This is a genomic window from Phycicoccus sp., from assembly GCF_035325325.1.
Taxonomy (GTDB): Bacteria; Actinomycetota; Actinomycetes; order Actinomycetales; family Dermatophilaceae; genus Phycicoccus.
Map to the genome: position 1 here is coordinate 46504 of NZ_DAOLAC010000008.1, position 20711 is coordinate 67214.

The window sequence follows — 20711 nt, forward strand, 5'->3', positions numbered from 1 at the left end:
CCCTCGGACCCGCCACCGGACTCAGCGCTTGATGAGCGGCGAGCGCACCCCGCCGCTGGCCTTGTCGCCTTCGTTGAAGAAGTCCTCGCGGTGGATATCGCGGGGGAAGAGCCGGCGGCTCATGAGCGTCTTCAGGGCCGCCTCGACCATCGGCGGCGGGCCGCACAGGTACCCGACGCACCCCGAGAGCGTCGGGTGGTCCGCGGCGATGACGTCCGTGACCAGCCCGAAGCCGTAGGCCCCCGCGTCCGCACCGCAGTCCTCCGCGGTCTCCTCCGACAGGCACGGCCGGTACGTGAACCGGTCCCGGTACCGCGCGGCGAGGGACCTGAAGAACTCGACGTCGTACAGCCACTCCCGGCTGCGCGCGCCCTGGTAGAGCGTGAGGTGGCCGGCGGATGCTCCGTCCTCGAGGGCGTGCCGGATCATCGACTTCAGGGGGGCCAGGCCGGTGCCGCCGCCGACGAGGATGGCGGGCCGGTCGTCGTCGGTCTTCAGGACGAAGCGCCCGTACGGGCCGGAGACCGCGACGGTGTCACCGGCGGAGAGCCCGCCGAACACCCAGCCGTCGGTGCCCCGCCCACCCGGGACGTTGCGGATGTGGAACTCGAGGCGGCGTGGTTCGGTGGGCGGCGACGCGATCGACCACGTCCGGTCCACCGCCGGCAGCCCGTCGCGGGCCGGTACCTGGAACTTGAGGTACTGCCCTGCGTTGAAGCCGATCTCGCGGTCCAGCTCGACGACGAGACGCACGGTGTCCCGCGCGATCTCGCTCAGCTCGACGACGGTCCCGCTGTAGTCCTCGACGGGATGGACCGGCATGGACTCGTCCACGTCGAGGTCGGCCTCGATGACGACGTCGGACCGGGGGCAGGCCACGCACGGCAGCAGCTTGCCCTCGTCCCGCTCGTAGTCCATGAGGGCGAACGAGCTCGCCGCGCCGTGGTCCACCTCGCCGTCGAGCACCTCGGCCTTGCACGTCGCGCACGTGCCGTGCGTGCAGGAGTGCGGCAGCCAGACGCCGCTGCGCAGGCAGGCGTCGAGGATGCTCTGGTCCTCGCGGCACTCGACCTCGCGGCCGAGCGGCTCGACGGTGATGGTGTGGGTCGTCGTCATGGCGGGCTCGTCCTCCTCCTCAGGCGACGACGCGCATCCCGATGACGTCCTTGTGCCCGATGCCCAGCTCCTCGAGCGTCTGGTCGTCGCGCGGCGTGAACTGCTCGCCGTGCAGGCTCCACACCCGCGGGCTCGCCGGGTCGAAGTCCGGGTCCTCCTCGGCGTAGGGGACGACGAGGGCGGTCCAGAAGTCGCCCCACGTCATCGCCTTCGGGGCCCGGAAGCACGCCGCGGCGCAGAACCACGGGTTCTCCTGGAACCACAGGTGGACCAGCTGGTCGTCGCCGTACAGCTCCTGGCGGGAGCGCGACGGGAAGTCGTAGGTGCCGATGCTCTTGACGGCCATGGTGCTCAGGCCTCCGATCCGATGTGGGAGTGGTCCGCGGCGTCGTGCCACTGCGTCCAGTTGCGGTCGTCGAGCGAGCCCTTGTACTCGCCGCCGTCGCCCTCCTCGAGGCCGTACCACTGGAGGACGTCCGGCAGCGTCGGACCGCCGCAGTTGCCCTGGTAGATCTGGTGGACGGGGAGCCAGGCCTGGACGTACTTCTCCGGCTCGCGCTCGAAGATCCACTGGCACCCGTTGGAGCAGGTCTGGAAGGTCTCGCCGTTGTGGACCGACTCGCGCTGGCAGATGGTCGTCGGGTCACCGGGCTCGGTGAAGGCCATCGGGATCTGGCAGACCTGGCACAGCTGCGGCAGCCCGCGGACGAAGTGCCGGCCGCCGGCCTCGATGTTCTTCCTCTCCTTGTCCCAGAGCGGCTTGTAGTAGCGCTCGAAAGTGTCCGGGTAGGTCTCGGCGAGCCACTGCTGGTGCTCCTCGTCCGGGACCGAGGTCGTGAACGCTGCGGCGTGGGAGAACTGGTAGAGGACCCAGTACACCTGGTGGGAGAGGATCTCCTTCTCCCCGATCGCGTCCTCGACGTGCCGGGGCGGGGTGATGCCGTAGAAGGCGAGGTCCTCGAAGAGGCCCTTCATCATCTGCTCCTCGAAGTAGAGCTCGAAGGCCTCCTTCCAGCTCATCACCTTGCGCGGCAGCATGTAGTCGAGCATCTGGGCGACGAGGCCGGTGACCCGGTAGCCCCGCCAGAACCACTTGTCGATCCAGGCCTGGACGATCGGCACGTTCGCCTCGTCCTGCTCGAGGAGGAACTTGATCGCCTCGAGGCCGAGGGTCATGTGCCGCGACTCGTCGGACTGCGCGGAGAACCCGAAGGTCATCGTCGGCAGGTCGCCGTTGAACGAGGCCCCCGACATGAACGGGACGAAGAGCAGGTTGGTCAGCAGGTACTCGAACGAGAACCCGATGGCGATGAGGAACTCGAACGGCCCGGCCGACAGCGCGTCGTCGAAGAACGACTTCGGCACCGAGAGGTACCAGACGCGGTCGTGCTGCTGGAGGTAGTTGTGGAAGCCGCCGTAGTACTTGTTGTAGTTGGAGAGGGTGTGGATCTCGGTCTGCGTGTGGCGCATCTCGTCGATCGACTGGCACAGCGCCGCGAACCGCGGGCCCGGCCCGTTGAGGTGGCGGGCGAGGTAGGCGAAGTTGCGGTGCGCCTGGTACTCCAGCGGCGTGACGCCCTGGAGGAAGAGCTTCATCGCGTTGAGGTAGGAGGCCTCGGTGAGGGACAGGTGGCCCTGGCTCTGGGCGAACCCGTCGAGCACGGCGTAGAGCCGCTTGTCCTTCTCGGCCTGGTACTTCGTGTAGGCGTCGACGGTGAGCCGGAAGGGGTCCTCCCACTTGCTCCAGTCGTGGATCTTGATGCCCTCGAACTCGGTGTGCGGGAACACGTCCTCACGAGCGACGTAGGAGGGGTCCCAGTCGAGGTCTCGGGTCAGCGCCTCGTAGCGCTGCTTCATCGTCAGCCTGCGCGGCGCCTTGGGGGCGATCGTCATTGTCTCGCAGCCTTTCTCAGTGGTCCCAGGCGATGACGATCTCGTCGTCATCCCATTCCTTGATGTGCCCGAAGTAGCTGACGATCGCCAGCTGGAACTCGTGGGTCTCCCACTCGCGGCCGAGGCGCTCCTCGACCGACTCGCGGGTGATGACGAGCCGGCCCGGCGCGGTGATCCGCACGAGCCCCGGCATGTGCTGCACGGTGCAGCCGTCGTTCGTGGCCTCGATGGCCTCGACGACCGAGCGGTTGGTCTCGCTCTCCTGGATGTCCACGCCGACGGGGCGGGTGGTGGCGGTGGTGCTCATGCTCCGGTCCTCTCCCGGTCAGGCGGTGAGCGTCGCGACGGCGTCGCGGACGGTGGTGGCGGTGGACTCGAGCGACTCGGCGGCGCCGGCTGCGACGAGCTCGTCGACCCGGGCGCCCACCGGGCGCAGCGCGACGAGCGCGGCCTCCAGGGCCTCGACGGTCGAGGCGGCGAGCAGCGCCTTGTTGGCGGCACCGGTCTCGGGGTCGGCGACCCACGCCTTGTACAGGGCGTCGACCCACTTGCGCTGATCCGTGAACCACGACGAGAGGTGCTGTGCCACAAGGCTGTACGAACCAGCTCCACCGTCGATCGCGGCGTCGTCGAGGTGCGTGTAGAACAGCGAGTAGATCAGCCGGTCGGCGACGTCGAGGCGGACGAGTGCCTTGCCCCAGTCCTTCTCGAGGAACAGCTCCTCGACGTAGCGCCGCAGGCCCTGGAGCGCCTCGTCCTCGACCCAGCGGGTCTTGGCGTCGGCGAGCAGCTCGGCCGTGCCTCCGCCGAGGGCGATGCCCACGCGGCTGAGCGCCTGGGCGTTGCCGATCCGGTCGAAGGCCGCGTACGCGGCGCACTGCGTGACGGTCGTCCCGAACCCGAAGCGGGCCACCTCGCACGAGACCATCTGGGCGCCGGACTCGTAGTGGCGCAGCGGCACGACGAGCTCACCGAGCACCGCCGACCACCCCTCGGGGAGCCGGGCGAGCAGGCCGCGGGAGTCGAGGTAGTCCAGCGTGGAGGCGACGGCGTCGGCCATCGCCGCCCGGGAGGTGACGTAGGGGGCGTAGTAGAACTGCCGCGGGTCGGTGAAGGAGTAGGGGTCGGTGAGGCGGAAGTCGCTGAACGCCTCGTCGTAGATCTCGTGGCCGGGGTCCCACAGCGGCCGGTAGTGGAAGTTCTCCTTGGCCTGGATGTCGATGCTCCCCTCCTCGTACCGCGAGGCTGGGCGGTCGCCGTAGCGCGCCACGAGGTGGGTGAAGGTCTTGCGAGGCGGTTCGATGACCTGGGTTCGCAGCTCGTACTGCACGGTGCCTCCTGGGGCGGGTGGGCCCGGTGACCGGGCCCGGGGTGCGGGGGGTTGGGCTCAGGGAACGTGGTGATGGGTGACGCCGGACTCGACGAGCAGGCGCACGATGAGGTCGGGCAGCGCGTCCGGGCCCTCGAGCTCCCGGGGCTGCTCGGAGTCGAAGCCGTCGCCGACGAGGCGGCCGTAGGCCGTGCCGTCCTCGAAGGTCGTCGACACGCGGGCCGCCCGGTCGCGGTGGGTGACCCGGAAGGCGAGCTCGTGGGGGAGGGTCTCGTCGACGAGGTCGAGCCGGTCGTCAGCCGGGCCGAGGATGGCGTTCGCCTCGCTGACCAGCTGCTCGGCGAGCGAGCGGATGGCGACCTGCCGGTCGGCGCCGGTGCCGGTGGCGATCCGTCGGCTGATCCGGGTCTCGGGCATCGGCGCGACCTGGTCACGGTCGGGCAGCTGGTCCTCGGGCGTGCCGACGATCTCGGCGACACGCAGCATGAAGGGGGTCATCGGGCGTCCTCTCGGCGGGCGGTGCAGTCGTGGTGGTCCGTCCGGTGGAGCGCGGCGGCCACCGCAGCGGCGCCGGCCGCGGCGACCTCCTTGTCCTGCTCGGCCGAGCCCCCGGAGGCACCGACCGCCCCGACGAGGGCCCCGGCGACGAGCACCGGGACACCGCCACCGAAGGCCGCCACGCGGCCGCGCTGGGCGATCCCCTCGCGGACGGGGTCCTCGGCGGCGATCGCCCGGTAGAGGTCGTCCGTCGCGAGGCCGCCGAAGCCGGCGACCGTCCACGCCTTGTCGTGGGCGATGGACCCGGACACGGCGAACGCGCCGTCCATCCGGGCGAAGGCGAGCAGCGTGCCGGCGGTGTCGGTGACGGCGATGTTGAACGCCGCACCGAGCTCCTCGGCCCGCGCCAGGGCGGCGTCGAGCGCGACCCGTGCCCCGGCGTAGGTGAGGGCGGACTCGGTGCGGACGAGCATCGGTGCTCCTTCGTCGGCCGGGGGTTCCCGGCGCGGGCGGGCAGGACGGATCGCGGTGACGGCGGCGCGGGGGCCGCCGTCACCGGCATCCGGAGTGGCTCAGGTGAGGACGGAGGTGAAGGCGTCGTTGAGCTCGCGGGCGTGGTAGAAGACGCCCTTGCCGAGCTGCTCCGGCGTCCAGACCGACATCGGGCGGTCGCGGTAGGCGAGGTAGCCGCCGGCGAACACCTCGTTGCGGTTGCCCGACGGGTCGAAGAAGTAGACCGTCTGGCCGCGGGTGATGCCGTGCCGGGTCGGGCCGATGTCGATCGGCACGTCGTCCATCGAGAACAGGTCCGCCGCGCGGCCGACCTCGACCCAGTCACCGAGCCGGAAGGCGAAGTGGTGCAGCTTGCCCTGGGGGCCGGCGAGGACGGCGAGCTGGTGGATCTGGTTGTTGCTCGTCATCCACGTCGCGATGATGTCCGCGTCGGAGTCGAGGCTGGTCTGCACCCGCTCGGTCGGGTAGAAGTCGAAGACCGCGGTGAGGAAGCGGTCCATCAGGCCCGGGTCCTCGGCGGTGATGAGCGAGTGGTCGAGGGCGGGCACGCCCACGCCGACGAGGTGGCGCGGGAAGGCGTCCGGGTTGTGCGTGCCGACCTCGGTGCCGACGAGCGTGGCCTCGTGGTACACCTCGAAGACGTGCTCGGAGGGGGTGGTGAAGCGGATGCCGTCGCCGATCTCCGGGTTCTCGCCCTTGCTCATCCGCTCGACCGTGACGCCGAAGGCCTGGGCCTTCTTCTCGATGTCGTCGATGTCCGAGGACTTCTCGACCTTCCAGCCGAACTTGACGAGGCCGACGCCGCCCTCCTCGAGGACGACCGAGTGGTGGTCCCACTCGTCCCAGGCCTTGTAGTAGACCTTGTTGCCCTCGGCGTGGGTCTCGTAGAGGCCCATCGTGTTGGCGTAGTGGTCCTTGGCCTCGGCCAGGTCGGTGACCCGGACGTGGGCGTAGCCCATCCGCATGACTCCCATTGCTACTCCTTGTGGGTCGTGCCGGCCGTCTGGGTCGCGGCGGCATGGGCCTCGGCACGCTGCCGGGCCTTCTCGTTGATCTGGTGGAGGAAGGTGCTCACGAGCCGGACGTTCTCGCCGCGCAGCTCGATGGTGAGGTCTGTGGCCGGGACCGCCCGGCAGCTGAGGCAGGTGTCGTCCGCGCGCTCGTCCTCGGTGAGGACCGAGTCGGCGACGGGGTGGTCGTACCGGAACTCCCCGGAGCGGCAGTCGACCTTGCAGATCCCGCACCCGCCCCGGCGGCAGCCGACGGTGTAGGCGAAGCCGGCCTTGTAGAGACCGCTCAGCACGGTCTCCCCGGGCTCGAGGTAGATCACCTCGCCCGTCGGCTGGATCGTCACGGTCGGCACCGGCGCTCCCTTGCGGTCAGTGTGGGGGTGCGGCGGTGTGCCTCACCACGACGAGGGTGACCGGCGCCGGGACCACCGGGCCATGCGCGTTCCTCATCCCGGAACGTGCGACCGGCACCCGGGGGCGGCGTGGGTTCATGGCGGTGGGGCCTGGAGCCCGGTCCCGCCGACGACGACGAGGAGTCCCGGTGAGCACGTCGACCAGCCCGACCAGCGTGACCAGCCGCACGACCGACGCCGGGCCCGAGCGGCCGGTCGCCGGCACGCCCGAGGTGGCGCTCACCGTCGACGTCGACGGGGTCGCGACCAACTACCACGACGTCGGGTCCGGCGACCCGGTCGTGCTGATCCACGGCTCCGGACCGGGGGTCACCGCGTGGGCGAACTGGCGGCTCACCCTGCCCGAGCTCGGCACGCGGTTCCGCGTCCTGGCCCCGGACGTCCTCGGGTTCGGCTACACCGAGCGGCCCGAGGGCGTCTCCTACGGGATGGAGGCGTGGACGCGCCACCTCCTGGGCTTCCTCGACGCGCTCGGGCTCGACCGCGTCCGGCTCGTCGGCAACAGCTTCGGCGGCGCCCTGGCGCTCAGCGTGGCGACGCGGGCTCCGGAGCGGGTCGAGCGGCTCGTCCTCATGGGCAGCGTGGGGGTGCCGTTCGAGATCACGCCAGGGCTCGACGCGGTCTGGGGCTTCGAGCCCTCGCTGCCGGCGATGCGCTCCCTCCTGGACGTGTTCGCCTGGGACCGGTCGCTGCTCACCGACGACCTGGCCCGCTCGCGCCTCGAGGCCGCGACCCGGCCCGGGGTCCACGAGGCCTACCGGTCGATGTTCCCCGCTCCGCGCCAGCACGCCGTCGACGCGATGACCCTCGACGAGGAGGCCATCCACTCGATCGCGGTCCCGACGCTCGTGGTCCACGGGCGGGACGACCGGGTCATCCCCCTGGCCAACTCGCTGCGGCTGCTCGAGCTCATCGACCGCTCACAGCTGCACGTGTTCGGGCAGTGCGGGCACTGGGTGCAGATCGAGCACGCGGCCGAGTTCACCCGCCTGGTCGGCGACTTCCTCGCCTGACGGGAGGGTCAGCGGCGCAGGGCGGCGGCCATCCGCTCGCGGGCCAGCTCGGAGTGGAAGAGCTCGCCGGACATCCGCGCCATCTCCTCGCCGTCGCGGGCGAAGGCCGCGAGGAGGTCGGCGGTGAGGATCCTTTTGGCGGCGGTGAGGCCCTGGCGGGCCCCGGCCCGCAGGTCGTCGAGGACGGCGGCGACGGCGGCGTCCATCCCGACCTCGTCGGCCACGTGGGTGACGAGGCCGTGCTGCCTCGCCTCCTGCGCCGAGAACGGGCGGCCGGTGAGGAACCAGTCGGCTGCGGACCGAGGGGTCAGCCTGTGCCGCAATGGGATCGAGATCGTCGCGGCGGCGAGTCCGAGGCGTACCTCGCTGAGGGCGAAGGTGACGTCGTCGCGGCACACGACGATGTCGGCCGCGGCGACGAGGCCGAGGCCGCCGGCCCGGGCCGGTCCGTCGACCCGGGCGACGACGGGGACCGGGAGGGCGGCGATCCGGCGCTGCACCTCGACGATGGCCCGGGCCGACTCGGTCATGTCGACGGTCGCGGCCTCCTTGAGGTCGGCGCCGGCGGAGAAGACCCGGTGGCTCGAGCGGAGCAGGACCCCGTTCAGCGACTCGTCGACCGCGGCCTCCTCCAGGCGGGCGCCGAGGTCGGCGACGAGGCGCCGCGAGAGGGCGTTGCGGTTGGCGGGGGAGTCGAGGGTCAGGACGGCGATCCGGTCCTCGTCGGTGCGGCGGACCAGGGGGGCGTCGGCGTCGGCATCCACGCGCCCGACCCTAGCCGCCGGTCAGGCCAGGGTGGAGACCCGGAAGACGGGGAAGCCGGGCGCCGCGGCGGCGAGCTGGGCGTCGGTGGAGTCCTTCGAGAGGCCCTCGACGAAGCGGCCGACCTCCCAGCCCCAGCGGCGCAGGTAGACGCGGATGACGGCGGGGCGCTCCTCGACCGGCAGCTCGGTGAGGGCGACGCGCTCGACGCGGCGGCCGAGCCGCAGCTCGGCCTCGCCGGCGGCCCGGGCGTTGCGGACCCACTCGGTGTTGCCCCGCGGGGCGACGAGGTAGCGCTCGCCGTCGAGGGGCATGAGGTTGACCGGCGTGCTGCGCGGCATCCCGGACCGGCGGCCGCGCACGGTGAGGACGCGCGAGCCCATGAGGCTGATGCCGTGGGCGGTGAGCCAGCGGACGGCGGCGTTGAACCGGCGATCCATCGCGGTGTCGGGGCGGACGTAGCGGGCGGGGTCGGGGGTGGCGGTCATGTGGCACTCCTGGAGGCTTTGTGAGAGCGGTGCTCTCGTTTCATCGAGTGTGGCGCCCCACGCGACACTTTGTCAAGAGCAGTGCTCTCGTTCATGGTTTGATGGGTCCGTGCCTCCCACCTCCCGCGCCGAACGCCGCCGTGACATCGAACGCCGCGTCGTCGAGGTCGGCCGCCGCCACCTCGCCTCCGACGGTGCCGCCGGCCTGTCCCTGCGCGCCGTGACCCGCGAGCTGGGGATGGTCTCCTCCGCGGTGTACCGCTACGTCGCGGGCCGGGACGAGCTGCTCACCCTGCTCCTCGTCGACGCCTACGGCGAGCTCGCCGACGCGGTCGACGAGGCGGTCGCGGCCGCCGCCGACCGGCCGTGGGACGAGCGGGTCGTCGTCGCCGGTGCGGCCTTCCGGGCCTGGGCGGTGGCCGACCCCGCGAGCTACGCCCTGCTCTACGGCAGCCCGGTGCCGGGGTACGAGGCACCGGCCGAGCGCACCGTCGAGCCCGGCACGCGGGTCACCCTGACCCTGCTGCGCCTCCTTGCCGAGGGGGTCGAGGCAGGGCAGGTGGGCCCCGACGGCCCGGCGCCGGTCGGGGACACCCGGCTGCTCGCCGACCTCGAGCGCCTGGTCGCCGAGACCGGGCTGCCCGGTGGAGCGGACGTCATGGGCCGGGCGTTGCTGCTCTGGGCGACGCTGGTCGGTGGGACGAGCCTCGAGGTGTTCGGGCAGTACGGCCGCGACACCCTCACCGCCCCCGGGGCGCTCCTCGAGCACCAGCTGCGGCTGGCGCTCGCGGTCCTCCGCGCCCCCTGACCGACCCGCGGCGTCGCGTCTCTCAGCCGTAGGTGTCGCGGGGGCCGCGGCCGCCCTGCACCCGGTGCCGGCCGCGCGACCACGGCGGGGCGCTCGGGCCGATCACCCGCAGCTCGGTGACCGTGCCCTCGCCGACCTCCTCGGCGAGCCGGGTCATCAGGGTGGACTCCAGCAGGCGCAGCTGGGTGGCCCAGGCCGTCGAGTCGGCGCGGACGGTGAGCACGCCGTCGACGAAGTCGGTCGGGATGCAGTGGGCGGCGATCTCCGGCCCGACGATGGCCGGCCAGCGCCCGATGACCGACCCGACGGCGACGTCCGCGCCCCAGCCCCGTTCGGAGACGAAGCGCTCGATCTGGTCGGACAGCAGCTGCGGGTCGCGGCCGCCGCGCCGGTCACGACCGCCGGGGACGTCCTTGGGGCGCCGGCGCGGCTTCAGCCCGGGTCGCAGCCCCTTGGCCCGCGCCGCGGCCCGGGCCCGGGCCAGCGCCTCGGCCGCCGCCAGCCCCTCCGCCGCCGGGTCGTCCGGCGCCTCCGGAGCCGGCTCCACCGCGGAAGCGTGCTCTTCACCCGGGAACGGTTCCGGGGTGGAGGGAGGCGTTATCGGGTCACCCGATACGCGTGGGTCGCGGGGGTCAGGTGGGAGTGTCGGTGCCGGCACCGGATGCTCCCTCGTCGGTCCCGTCGTCACCAGCGACCTCGACCGCGCCGAGGGTGACCCGGTGGGTCCGGCCCGCGAGCGCGGCGGGCACGTCCTCCGGCACGGCGGCCGTGACGAGCACCTGCTCGGCGTCGGCGACCATCGCGGCGAGCCGTTCGCGGCGACCGGCGTCGAGCTCGGCGAAGACGTCGTCGAGGACGAGGACGGGGTCGTCGCCGAGGTCGGTGCGCAGCAGCTGGAAGGCAGCCAGCCGCAGGCCGAGCGCGAACGACCAGGACTCCCCGTGGCTGGCGTACCCCTTGGCCGGCAGCTCGCCGAGCGAGAGGACGACGTCGTCGCGGTGCGGACCGACGAGGCAGACGCCACGCTCGACCTCCTGGTCGCGCACCTCGGCGAGCGTCGCGAGCAGCTCGTCGTGCAGCTCGGCGACCTCGGGCACCTCCCCCGCGGCGATGCGCGCCGCCGTCGCCTCACGCAGCGAGGAGCGGTAGGCGACCCGGGCGTCCGACTGCCCGTTGCTCACCTCGTCGTAGGCCTTGCCGAGGTACGGGCCGAGGTCGCGCAGCAGCCGGAGCCGCGCGTAGAGCAGCTGCGCGCCGACGCCGGCGAGCTGGGCGTCCCACACCGAGAGGGTGTGCAGCGCCGACGCCGTCTCGGACGCCGGGTCGAGCGACTCCGAGCCCGGCCGCGCCCGGCCACCGCGCCGCGCCCGCCGGGAGAGGTAGGGCTGGGCGGACTTGAGCAGGGCCGAGCGCTGCTTGACCACCCGGTCGTACTCCTGGCGCACCCCGGCCCAGCGCGGCTGCCGGGCGACGAGCAGGTCGTCGAGGAAGCGCCGGCGCTCGCCGGGGTCACCCTTGACGAGGGCGAGGTCCTCGGGCGCGAACAGGACGGTGCGCAGGGTGCCGAGCACCTCGCGCGGGCGGACCGGCGAGCGGTTCAGCCGCGCCCGGTTCGCCCGGCCCGGGGTGATCTCGAGCTCGACCATCGTCTCCCGGCCCTCGCGGACCACGGCCCCCCGCACCACCGCGCGCTCCGCCCCGAACCGAACGAGCGGGGCATCGGTGGCCACCCGGTGCGACGCGAGCGACGCGAGGTAGCCGACGGCCTCGACGAGGTTGGTCTTGCCCTGGCCGTTGAGCCCGACGAGGGTCGTCACGCCCGGCGTGAGCGGCAGCTCGGCCGAGGTGTAGCTGCGGAAGTCGGCGACCGACAGGTGCCGGACGTGCACCCCGCTGCTCAGGCCTTCTTCGCGGCGCGCTTCCGGACCGAGCCCGACCCGGTGCGCCCCGGCGACGCCGGGCCAGCCTGCGCGGCCTCGGCGGCCTTCTTCGCGGCGGTCTTCTTCGTCGGGGCCTTCTCCTTGCGGCGGGCCTTGGCCTGGGCGGTGTCGGCGGAGGCCGGACCCGCGGCGGCCTCGGCGCGCAGCTTCTCGCCCTCGGCGACGGTCATGACCTGGTGGCCGCCGAAGCCGCCGCGCAGCGCGGCGACGGCCTGCATCGTCGGCGAGACCTGCTGGCGCGAGGCGAACCGGGCGAAGAGGGAGGCGGAGATGACCGGCATCGGCACGGAGAGCTCGATCGCCTCCTCGACCGTCCAGCGACCCTCCCCGGAGTCGGCGGTGTAGTCGGAGACGTCCTCGAGGGTGGGGTTCTCCTCGAGGGCGTCGACCATGAGGTCGAGCAGCCAGGACCTCACCACGGTGCCGCGGCTCCAGGCCTTGAAGGCACCCGGCACGTCGTCGACGATGTCCTTCTTGCTCAGCAGCTCGTAGCCCTCGGCGTACGCGGCCATCAGCCCGTACTCGATGCCGTTGTGGACCATCTTCGTGTAGTGCCCGGCGCCGACCTTGCCGGCGTGGACGAAACCCTCGTCGCGGGGGCCCTCGGGGCGCAGCGCGTCGAAGATCGGCATCGCCTTGCGGATGTTGGCCTTGCTCCCGCCGGCCATGAGGCCGTAGCCGTTCTCGAGGCCCCAGATGCCCCCGGAGACGCCGCAGTCGACGTACCCGACGCCCTGGGCCCGGAGCAGCTTCTCGTTCTCGACGTCGTCGGTCCACTTGCTGTTGCCGCCGTCGATGACGAGGTCGCCCTTGTCGAGCAGGTCGCCGAGCGCGAGGACCGTGTCGCGGGTGGGCTTGCCGTGCGGCACCATCACCCAGACCACGCGGGGGGCGTCGAGCTTCTTGACCATGTCGGCGAGCGACCGGGCGTCGGAGACCTGCTGGTTGCGGTCGTAGCCCACGACCTCGTGGCCCGCGCGGCGCAACCGCTCGCGCATGTTGCCGCCCATCTTGCCGAGGCCGACCAGTCCGAGCTGCATCCGGTGCTCCTTCGTCGTGGTGTCGTTGCCGTCTGCCCCGAAGGCTACGCCGGGGACGGGCGCAGCCGGCGGGCGCGACCGGTCAGGAGGCGAAGCGGACCGGCATGAGGACGTAGCGGTACGAGGTGTCCGCCTCCCCGTCGGCGCTCTCCTGGCCGGAGAGGACCGCGGGCCGCGAGGCCTGGGTGAACGAGATGCGGCTCCAGTCGGTGCCGACCGCGCCGAGGCCGTCGAGGAGGTAGTGCGGGTTGAAGGCGATCTCGACGTCCGGGCCGGTGAGGTCGCACTCGACCGCCTCCGAGGCCTGGGCGTCGTCGCCGGTGCCCGCCTCGATGGCCACCTGGTCGCCGGAGAACCGCAGCCGCACCGGGGTGTTGCGCTCGGCGACGAGGGCCACGCGCTTGACGGCCTCGACGAGGTCGGCGGTGCGCACGACGGCCTCGGTCTCGGAGGAGGTCGGGAAGATCGAGGAGACCTTCGGGTACTCGCCGTCGAGGAGGCGGGTCGTCGTGCGGCGCCGGCCGGCCTCGAACCCGGCCAGGCCGTCACCGCCGGCCGTGGCGCCGAGCGCGACGTCGATGGAACCGGCCGCGCCGAGACTGCGGGCCGTCTCGGAGAGGGTGCGGGCCGGCACGAGGACGACGTGGCTGGCATCGGTGGCGGTGGGGTTCCACGTGAGCTCGCGCATCGCGAGGCGGTAGCGGTCGGTGGCGAGGAGGGTCATCCGGTCGCCGTCGACCTCGACCCGGACGCCGGTGAGGATGGGCAGGGTGTCGCCCCGGTCGGCCGCGACCGAGACCTGCGCGACGGCCTGGGTGAAGAGGTGGCCGTCGACCGACCCGGTGGGCTCCGGCGAGCTCGGGAGGGTCGGGTAGTCGTCGGCGGGCATCATCAGCAGGCTGAACCGGGACGCGCCGCAGGTGACCTGGACCTTGCTGCCTTCGGTGACGACGTCGATCGGCCGGTCCGGCAGGTTGCGCGAGATGTCGGCCAGGAGGCGGCCGAGGACGAGGACGGTGCCGGCCTCGGCGACCTCGGCGGCGACGGTGACGCGGGCGGAGACCTCGTAGTCGAAGGCCGACAGGGTGAGCGTGCCGTCGTCGGAGGCCTCGAGGAGGATGCCGGCGAGGACGGGCACCGGCGGACGGGCCGGCAGCCCGCGGGCCACCCAGGTGACCGCCTCGGCGAGGACGTCGCGCTCGACGCGGAACTTCACGGCTTACCACCCTGTCCGGCGCGAGGGAGCGCCTGGTCGTGCATCGGAGTCGTCACCACCTGCCGGGGCGCGTCGAGGCGTCGTCCACGCAGGCGGGACCCCGACACTAGTGCACGCCCACGACGCACACCATCGGTTGGCGGCGGCTCGCCGGACGGCTCCGGAGCCGGCGGCCGGGGCGGTCGGCAGCACTCGCTCGGGCTCGGGGTCCCAGGGTGGTCGTGGTCGGGGTGGACCCTGTCATCTCTGGATCTCGTCGTGGTGGTCGCAGCTGTGGATCCTGTGGACGACGGGTCGTCCGTGCAGGTCGGGTCGGCGCGCCGTGGTGTGGACGGGGCGTGGACGGCCGGTGGAGGAACCGGCCGGGGGTGGGGACGGCCACCCGGCGTTCACACGGGGTCCACCGGCGCCGGTCCGCGCGTCCACGCGTCGGGCCCGGTTGTCCACATTCATCCACAGGCCCTGTGGACGACCCCGGGCGGAGCGGGTCGTCCCGAATCCCCACGGTGGAGTTCTCCACAGGCTTGTGCCCAGCGGTGGACGGCGGAGGCGCCCGCGGGCGAACGGCGGGTGAACCGCGGATGACGGGGGATCACGCGGAGCGGGACGCCGGGCATCCTTGGACAAGGGTTGTACACCGGGTGTGGACAACCTGTGGACGAGACGGCCGCGGGTGTGGACGCGCAGCGAGCGGGAACCTCAGCGCGACTGCTGCTTGATCCGGTTGGTCAGCTCGGTCACCTGGTTGTAGATCGCGCGGCGCTCGGCCATCAGCTGGCGGATCTTCTTCTCCGCGTGCATGACCGTCGTGTGGTCGCGGCCACCGAACTGCTGGCCGATCTTCGGCAGCGACATCTCGGTCAGCTCGCGGCACAGGTACATCGCGATCTGCCGGGCCGTCACGAGGACGCGCGAGCGCGACTGGCCCTGGAGGTCCTCGATCGTCAGCCCGAAGTACGCGGCGGTCTGGGCGATGATCGTCGCCGGCGTGACCTGGCTCGTCGAGTCGTCCGGGATGAGGTCGCGCAGGACGATCTCGGCGAGGCTCATGTCGACCGGCTGCCGGTTGAGGCTGGCGAACGCCGTGACCCGGATCAGCGCCCCCTCGAGCTCGCGGATGTTCGTCGAGATCCGGGAGGCGATGAACTCGTGGACGTCCTCGGGCACCGACAGCCGCTCCTGGATGGCCTTCTTGCGCAGGATGGCGATGCGGGTCTCGAGGTCGGGCGGCTGGACGTCGGTGAGCAGGCCCATCTCGAAGCGGCTGCGCATCCGCGCCTCGAACCCGGTGAGCAGCTTCGGCGGCACGTCGCTGGTGATGACGACCTGCTTGCCGGCGTTGTGCAGCGTGTTGAAGGTGTGGAAGAACTCCTCCTGCGTCTGCACCTTGCCCTGGAGGAACTGGATGTCGTCGATGAGCAGCACGTCGACGTCGCGGTAGCGGCGCTGGAAGTTGGCCGCCTTGTCGTCGCGGATGCTGTTGATGAAGTCGTTGGTGAACTCCTCCGAGTTCACGTACCGCACCTTGACGTGCGGGAAGAGGTTGCGGGCGTAGTGCCCGATGGCGTGCAGCAGGTGGGTCTTGCCGAGCCCGGAGTCGCCGTAGACGAAGAGCGGGTTGTAGGCCTTGGCCGGCTGCTCGGCGACCGCGACCGCCGCGGCGTGCGCGAACCGGTTGCTCGCCCCGATGACGAAGGTGTCGAAGGTGTACTTGGGGTTGAGCCGGGTCAGCTCGACCTGTTCGGGCAGCTGGGTGCCGGGGCGCGGGCGGCGCATCCCCGGGACCTCGACGAGGCCCGGCGTGGTGACGACGCCGTCCGGGCCGGACCCGTTGTGGCCGTGGCCGTGGCCGCTCGCGTCGGAGGTCTCGCCGTCGTCGTCGAGCTCGAGGTCGTCGATCTCCTGGCGCCGGTCGGCGGCCCGCCGCTCGTGGCCGTCGTCGCCGAGGCTGTCCTGGGCGTGCTCGGCGAGGTCGGCGAGGGTGGGGTCGACGGTCACGGCGAGCCGGACGTCGCGGCCGAGGCGCTCGCCGAGGGACTGGGTGACCCGCTCGCGCAGCCGGGTCTCGACGACGTCCTTGGTGAAGTCGTTCGGGACGGCGATGAGCGCGGTGTCGTCGAGGAGGCCGACGAGCCGGGCCAGCGAGAGGAAGGCGCGCTGCTGGACGGGGATGCCGTCCTCGTCGAGCGCCTCCAGCGTGGCCTGCCACACCTGGGTCATCGTCGCGTCCGGCACGTGGTCCCCGTCCTTCCGATGCCCTCGGTTCGCTCGTCGCGCCTCGTGACGCGGCCCCGGGCTGCGGGTCGTCCACACGCTTGTCCACAGGCTGTGGGGACGTCGCGGTGCGGCGTCGCCCGTGTGTCGGTACCCGACCCGCCCGATGCTCCGTGCGATGGTAGAGGGTTGACGCACCCGAGCGGTACCCGGCCGCGGGTTTGGTCGGCGAGCGGCGCCTCGGGTACCTTTGGACGGCCTGTTCCGGCTGTTTTCGCATGCCCATGGACCCTCGCGCCGGTGCGCACCCGTGGGTCTCCGACTGCAGCCGACCGGGCTGCTTCCCCAGACCCCCGGGCCGTCCCGGCCCGCCACCCGCGAAAGAGACACATCGTGAGCAAGCGGACCTTCCAGCCGAACAACCGCCGTCGCGCCAAGACGCACGGCTTCCGCCTCCGGATGCGCACCCGCGCCGGTCGTGCCATCCTCTCCGCCCGCCGTCGCAAGGGCCGCGCAGAGCTCTCGGCCTGAGGCCCACCGGTGCTGCCGGCGCCGCACCGTCTGCGTGAGCGACGGGACTTCGCGTCGGTGGTCCGCGGCCCCGGGAGCACCCGGGCCGGCTCCAGACTGCTCGTGGTCCACGCCACCCGAACCGACGCGCGCGCGGGATGCCCGCCGCGGGTCGGTTTCGTCGTGTCACGGGCCGTCGGCAACGCGGTCGTCCGCAACCGGACCAAGCGCCGGCTGCGGGCCCTCGTCGCCGGCCGCCTGGGGGTCGTGCCGAGCGGGGTCGACCTCGTCGTGCGGGCCAACCCGGCGGCCGGTGCGGCCTCCTCGGCGGAACTCGGGTCGGCGCTCGACGCGTTGTGGCTCAAGGTGGTCGGCCGGTTCGGAGGTGCGGTGTGAGCGTGGGACGCGTCGTCGCCGCGCCCCTGGTCTGGCTGATCCGGGGGTACCAGACCTTCATCAGCCCGTTGCGTCCGCCGACCTGCCGCTACTACCCGTCGTGCTCGGCCTACGCCGTGACCGCCCTCGAGCGGTTCGGCCCGCTGCGCGGCTCGTGGATGGCGGCCCGCCGCCTCGGCCGGTGCCACCCGTGGACGCCGGGCGGCGTCGACCACGTCCCGGACCGCGACCCGCTGACCGGGCGACCGGTGCCGGGGACCACCGGCCCGAAGCCGTACCGACCGAGCCCGGGACCGGCCGCGCCGTCCCACCACTGACCACCGTCACGACCGTGACACCACCCGCCGGCTGAGCCGGCCCAGCGAAGGACATCATGGGCGACCTGTTCAACAGCATCCTGAAACCGATCGAGATCCTCGTCGCGTGGATCATGTACGGCTTCCACCAGGTGTTCACCACGCTCGGCCTGCCGGCGGCCGCGGGCATCACTTGGGCGCTGTCGATCGTCGGTCTGGTCATCGTCATGCGGGCGGCGATGATCCCGCTGTTCGTCCGGCAGATCAAGGCGTCGCGCAAGATGCAGATGATCCAGCCCGAGCTGCAGAAGATCCAGAAGAAGTACAAGGGCAAGTCCGACCCCGAGTCCCGCCAGGCGATGACCCAGGAGACGATGGAGCTCTACAAGAAGGAGGGGACCAACCCCCTCAGCTCCTGCCTCCCGATCCTCGTCCAGTCACCCTTCTTCTTCGGCCTGTTCCGGGTGCTCAACGGCCTCCAGGACATCGCCACCGAGAAGAAGGACGCGATCGGTCCGATCACGAAAACCGTTGCGGCGCAGGCGGAATCGGCATCGATCTTCGGTGCGCAGCTGTCGGACTCGTTCCTGCGCGCGAACAACCTGTCGACCCAGATCGTCACCGTGGTCCTCATCGTGCTGATGTCGGCGACGACCTTCACGACCCAGCGCCAGCTGATGACGAAGAACATGCCGCAGTCGGCGCTCGACAGCCCGTTCGCCAAGCAGCAGAAGATGCTGCTCTACATCTTCCCGATCATCTTCGCCGTCTCCGGCGTCAACTTCCCGATCGGTGTCCTCCTCTACTGGTTCACGACGAACGTGTGGTCGATGACCCAGCAGTTCTACGTCATCCGCCGGATGCCGGCGCCGGGTTCCGCCGCCGAGCGGGCCTACCACGAGCGCCTCGCCCGGAAGGGCAAGCCGATCCCCGGCACCGTCGCCGCGACCGCGGTGGCCGATGGGGAGGGCGGCTCCGCGGAGGACGCGGGCCCGCAGTCCGGGCAGCGGACCCAGCCCAAGTCCAAGAAGCGCGCCAAGAAGAAGTGACCCCGCCCCCGGGTCAGCCGGTGGCGCCGCCCGCCGCCCGGTGACCCGGGACCGCGCTGTCGCCCGCGAGGGCGGCAGCCCGCACCAGACCCGATCCACTCCCAGCCAGGAGCACACAGTGAGCGAGAACATGACGGAGGCCGACCGGGCCGCCGAGGCCCCCGAGGTCGACACCACGGTCGAGGCGGCCACGCCGCCCGCCGCGGACCCGAGCACCGACTCGGCGGCCACGGGCGACATCGCGGGCGGAGCCCCCTCGTCGGACGAGGTGGCCACGAGCGCGGAGGCCGTCGCGGCCGAGCCGAGCGGCGACGTCCGCACGGACGATGACTCCACGGAGGACGCGGAGGACGCGCAGGATGCGGAGAACACAGGGGACGCGCAGGATGCCGTCGCGGCCCCGCGCCGCGGCGTGCGCCGCGAGCAGCTGGAGCGCGAGGGTGAGGTGGCCGCCGACTTCCTCGAGACCCTCCTGGACATCTGCGACCTCGACGGTGACCTCGACGTCGACATCGACGGCGACCGCGCGGCGGTCGCCATCGTCGACAGCGACGAGGGCCGGGTGCCGCGTCGCCTCGTCGGCCAGGACGGCCAGGTGCTCGAGGCCCTCCAGGAGCTGACCCGCCTCGCGGTGCAGTCGCAGACCGGTGAGCGCAGCCGCCTCATGCTCGACGTCGCCGGCCACCGCGCCGGTCGGCGGGCCGAGCTCGTCCGACTCGCGAGCGACGCGATCGCGTCGGTGCGGGCGTCCGGCGAGCCGGCCGCGTTGGAGCCGATGTCCGCCTTCGAGCGCAAGGTCGTCCACGACGAGGTGCTCGCCGCCGGGCTGCGCTCGGAGTCGGAGGGCAGCGAGCCCCGCCGCCACGTCGTCATCAGCCCGGCGTGAGGGTGCGTTTCACGTGAAACACGACGGTCCCCCGTTGACGCCACCGGCCGCCCCCTCGGGGGCGGCCGCGGTGTTCGGGGAGCGGTTGGCGCTCGCCGAGCGCTTCGCCGCGATCCTCGCGGACACCGGCGTCAGCCACGGCCTCCTCGGGCCGCGCGAGGTGCCCCGCCTCTGGGCGCGCCACCTCCTCAACTGCGCGGTCGTCGAGGACGCCTTTCCCGAGGGCGCGCGCCTCGTCGACGTCGGGTCGGGGGCCGGGTTGCCCGGGGTGGCGCTTGCCGTGGCCCGGCCGGACCTCGAGGTCCACCTCGTCGAACCGATGCTCCGGCGTACCACGTGGCTCGAGGGCGTCGTACGCGAGCTCGGGCTGGACCGGGTCACCGTGCACCGCGGCCGGGCCGAGGAGCTCGCCGGGACGGTCTCCGCTCCCTGGGTGACGGCGCGCGCGGTGGCCCGGCTGGACAAGCTGGCCGGGTGGTGTGTCCCTCTGCTCGAGCCGGGGGGCACGCTCGTCGCGATGAAGGGGCGCAGCGCGCGCGAGGAGCTCGCCGAGGACCGCCCGGCCCTCGAGGCGCTCGGCCTGTCGTCGGCCGTCGTGTCCGAGCACGGCGCCACCCTGCTCGAGGAGCCGGTGCTGACCGTCGACCTCGTGTTCGACGGCGCCCGTCGGCCGACGGGACGGGGTGCCCGCGGGGGCAGGGGATCCGGCGCCCGGTCGACCTCCGGCGGGCGTCGCTCCCGGAGGCGCCGTCGTCCCGGAGACGCCCCCTCCTGAGGGCCCTCCCTCGAGCGCGGCCGACCGCCCGCGGGGAAGGGGCCGGCGCCGGTCTGGGCGGCAGGGTCCGCGGAGAGGGTTCTCCGCGAGGGGTCGTGGCGACGACAACGGGGCGTTCTCGATGACCGCCGTGTGGGCCCGACGCTGCCCCGCGAGGGCGGCCGGCCGTCCCGCCACCGGTGAGGAGGTCGAGGCACCCTCGGGGGGCGGCCGGAGGCCCAGCCACCCGCGACCACGACCGGCGACCCGGTCCGCGGCGAGCGCGCGCCCCGTCCCTGCCTGTCGGGGGAGCCGACTGTTTCACGTGAAACATCCGGCTGGTCCGTTCGGCCCCGACCCCATGCACCGCCCCGAGGTTCCCCCGCCCGGCTCCGGGGTCGGCGTGCCGGCATCGCCGGCGCCATCGATTCTCCGAGCGCGCGCGGAACGCGACGACACCGGACGTGCGGCGCTCGACATCGGCCACGGCTCGGGGGCGCGAGCCGGACAGCGGAACGGGCGACGGCGTCGGCCGACGAGTCACGCGGTCGCAGTGAGGCCGAGGG

General features: G+C 72.6%; 24 protein-coding genes. 8 read left to right on the plus strand and 16 right to left on the minus strand.

Annotated elements, in window-relative coordinates:
- Positions 1 to 21 precede the first annotated feature (21 nt).
- From PKA89_RS07390 to PKA89_RS07430, 9 genes are all read right to left on the minus strand, one after another.
- Positions 22 to 1116, minus strand: a complete 1095-nt coding sequence (locus tag PKA89_RS07390; RefSeq protein ID WP_324418109.1) for a 2Fe-2S iron-sulfur cluster-binding protein — start codon at positions 1114 to 1116, stop codon at positions 22 to 24.
- 19 nt (positions 1117 to 1135) lie between these two features.
- Positions 1136 to 1462 carry a phenol hydroxylase subunit P4 gene (locus PKA89_RS07395; protein WP_324418111.1) on the minus strand — a complete coding sequence of 109 codons (327 nt, stop codon included), beginning with the start codon at positions 1460 to 1462 and terminating at the stop codon, positions 1136 to 1138.
- A 5-nt stretch (positions 1463 to 1467) separates the two neighbouring features.
- Positions 1468 to 3009: a YHS domain-containing protein gene (locus PKA89_RS07400; RefSeq protein ID WP_324418113.1), complete on the minus strand. Its 1542-nt coding sequence runs from the start codon at positions 3007 to 3009 to the stop codon at positions 1468 to 1470.
- Positions 3010 to 3025: 16 nt separating this feature from the next.
- Entirely contained in the window at positions 3026 to 3316 is a 291-nt protein-coding gene (locus PKA89_RS07405) for an MmoB/DmpM family protein (protein ID WP_324418115.1), read from the minus strand.
- An 18-nt stretch (positions 3317 to 3334) separates the two neighbouring features.
- Positions 3335 to 4339: a hypothetical protein gene (locus PKA89_RS07410; protein ID WP_324418117.1), complete on the minus strand. Its 1005-nt coding sequence runs from the start codon at positions 4337 to 4339 to the stop codon at positions 3335 to 3337.
- A gap of 57 nt (positions 4340 to 4396) precedes the next feature.
- The gene (locus PKA89_RS07415) at positions 4397 to 4837 is read right to left on the minus strand and encodes a hypothetical protein (RefSeq protein ID WP_324418119.1); all 441 of its coding nucleotides are present in this window, start codon (positions 4835 to 4837) and stop codon (positions 4397 to 4399) included.
- A complete protein-coding gene (locus PKA89_RS07420; protein WP_324418121.1) occupies positions 4834 to 5310 on the minus strand; it encodes a heme-binding protein in 477 nt (158 codons plus the stop codon). The genes PKA89_RS07415 and PKA89_RS07420 overlap by 4 nt, the downstream gene beginning before the upstream one ends.
- Before the next feature lie 99 nt (positions 5311 to 5409).
- On the minus strand, positions 5410 to 6324 hold the full coding sequence (locus PKA89_RS07425; protein WP_324418123.1) for a catechol 2,3-dioxygenase: 915 nt from the start codon (positions 6322 to 6324) through the stop codon (positions 5410 to 5412).
- A gap of 2 nt (positions 6325 to 6326) precedes the next feature.
- Positions 6327 to 6713 carry a 2Fe-2S iron-sulfur cluster-binding protein gene (locus PKA89_RS07430; RefSeq protein WP_324418125.1) on the minus strand — a complete coding sequence of 129 codons (387 nt, stop codon included), beginning with the start codon at positions 6711 to 6713 and terminating at the stop codon, positions 6327 to 6329.
- 188 nt (positions 6714 to 6901) lie between these two features.
- Here PKA89_RS07430 and PKA89_RS07435 point away from each other — a divergent pair, with 188 nt between their 5' ends.
- Positions 6902 to 7786, plus strand: a complete 885-nt coding sequence (locus PKA89_RS07435; RefSeq protein ID WP_324418127.1) for an alpha/beta fold hydrolase — start codon at positions 6902 to 6904, stop codon at positions 7784 to 7786.
- 8 nt (positions 7787 to 7794) lie between these two features.
- Here the strand turns inward: PKA89_RS07435 and PKA89_RS07440 are convergent, their stop codons facing one another.
- Both PKA89_RS07440 and PKA89_RS07445 read right to left on the minus strand, forming a co-directional pair.
- On the minus strand, positions 7795 to 8550 hold the full coding sequence (locus PKA89_RS07440; RefSeq protein WP_324418129.1) for an enoyl-CoA hydratase-related protein: 756 nt from the start codon (positions 8548 to 8550) through the stop codon (positions 7795 to 7797).
- A 21-nt stretch (positions 8551 to 8571) separates the two neighbouring features.
- Positions 8572 to 9036, minus strand: coding sequence for a nitroreductase family deazaflavin-dependent oxidoreductase (locus tag PKA89_RS07445; RefSeq protein ID WP_324418131.1), 465 nt, complete (start codon positions 9034 to 9036; stop codon positions 8572 to 8574).
- Positions 9037 to 9145: 109 nt separating this feature from the next.
- On the opposite strand from PKA89_RS07445, the gene PKA89_RS07450 reads away from it, so the two are divergent.
- Entirely contained in the window at positions 9146 to 9844 is a 699-nt protein-coding gene (locus tag PKA89_RS07450) for a TetR-like C-terminal domain-containing protein (RefSeq protein WP_324418133.1), read from the plus strand.
- Between the two features lie 22 nt (positions 9845 to 9866).
- On the opposite strand, the gene PKA89_RS07455 is transcribed toward PKA89_RS07450, so the two are convergent.
- From PKA89_RS07455 to dnaA, 5 genes are all read right to left on the minus strand, one after another.
- On the minus strand, positions 9867 to 10391 hold the full coding sequence (locus PKA89_RS07455) for a DciA family protein (protein WP_324418135.1): 525 nt from the start codon (positions 10389 to 10391) through the stop codon (positions 9867 to 9869).
- 85 nt (positions 10392 to 10476) lie between these two features.
- Positions 10477 to 11733, minus strand: a complete 1257-nt coding sequence (gene recF / locus PKA89_RS07460; RefSeq protein WP_324418137.1) for a DNA replication/repair protein RecF — start codon at positions 11731 to 11733, stop codon at positions 10477 to 10479.
- Between the two features lie 8 nt (positions 11734 to 11741).
- Positions 11742 to 12824, minus strand: coding sequence for a phosphogluconate dehydrogenase (NAD(+)-dependent, decarboxylating) (gene gnd, locus PKA89_RS07465; protein ID WP_324418139.1), 1083 nt, complete (start codon positions 12822 to 12824; stop codon positions 11742 to 11744).
- Between the two features lie 82 nt (positions 12825 to 12906).
- A complete protein-coding gene (gene dnaN / locus PKA89_RS07470; protein ID WP_324418141.1) occupies positions 12907 to 14040 on the minus strand; it encodes a DNA polymerase III subunit beta in 1134 nt (377 codons plus the stop codon).
- A 699-nt stretch (positions 14041 to 14739) separates the two neighbouring features.
- Complete coding sequence (dnaA, locus tag PKA89_RS07475; RefSeq protein ID WP_324418227.1) at positions 14740 to 16260, minus strand: chromosomal replication initiator protein DnaA; 1521 nt, start codon at positions 16258 to 16260, stop codon at positions 14740 to 14742.
- Positions 16261 to 16647: 387 nt separating this feature from the next.
- Between dnaA and rpmH the strand changes: the two genes are divergently transcribed.
- From rpmH to rsmG, 6 genes are all read left to right on the plus strand, one after another.
- Positions 16648 to 16785: a 50S ribosomal protein L34 gene (gene rpmH, locus PKA89_RS07480; protein WP_036955291.1), complete on the plus strand. Its 138-nt coding sequence runs from the start codon at positions 16648 to 16650 to the stop codon at positions 16783 to 16785.
- A 9-nt stretch (positions 16786 to 16794) separates the two neighbouring features.
- Positions 16795 to 17160, plus strand: coding sequence for a ribonuclease P protein component (gene rnpA / locus PKA89_RS07485; RefSeq protein ID WP_324418146.1), 366 nt, complete (start codon positions 16795 to 16797; stop codon positions 17158 to 17160).
- Positions 17157 to 17477: a membrane protein insertion efficiency factor YidD gene (gene yidD / locus PKA89_RS07490; protein WP_324418148.1), complete on the plus strand. Its 321-nt coding sequence runs from the start codon at positions 17157 to 17159 to the stop codon at positions 17475 to 17477. Before rnpA ends, yidD begins: the two co-directional genes overlap by 4 nt.
- A gap of 56 nt (positions 17478 to 17533) precedes the next feature.
- Positions 17534 to 18505 carry a membrane protein insertase YidC gene (yidC, locus tag PKA89_RS07495; RefSeq protein ID WP_324418149.1) on the plus strand — a complete coding sequence of 324 codons (972 nt, stop codon included), beginning with the start codon at positions 17534 to 17536 and terminating at the stop codon, positions 18503 to 18505.
- Positions 18506 to 18635: 130 nt separating this feature from the next.
- A complete protein-coding gene (locus PKA89_RS07500; protein WP_324418229.1) occupies positions 18636 to 19391 on the plus strand; it encodes a R3H domain-containing nucleic acid-binding protein in 756 nt (251 codons plus the stop codon).
- Positions 19392 to 19425: 34 nt separating this feature from the next.
- Positions 19426 to 20166 carry a 16S rRNA (guanine(527)-N(7))-methyltransferase RsmG gene (rsmG, locus tag PKA89_RS07505; protein WP_324418151.1) on the plus strand — a complete coding sequence of 247 codons (741 nt, stop codon included), beginning with the start codon at positions 19426 to 19428 and terminating at the stop codon, positions 20164 to 20166.
- Positions 20167 to 20711: the final 545 nt, after the last annotated feature.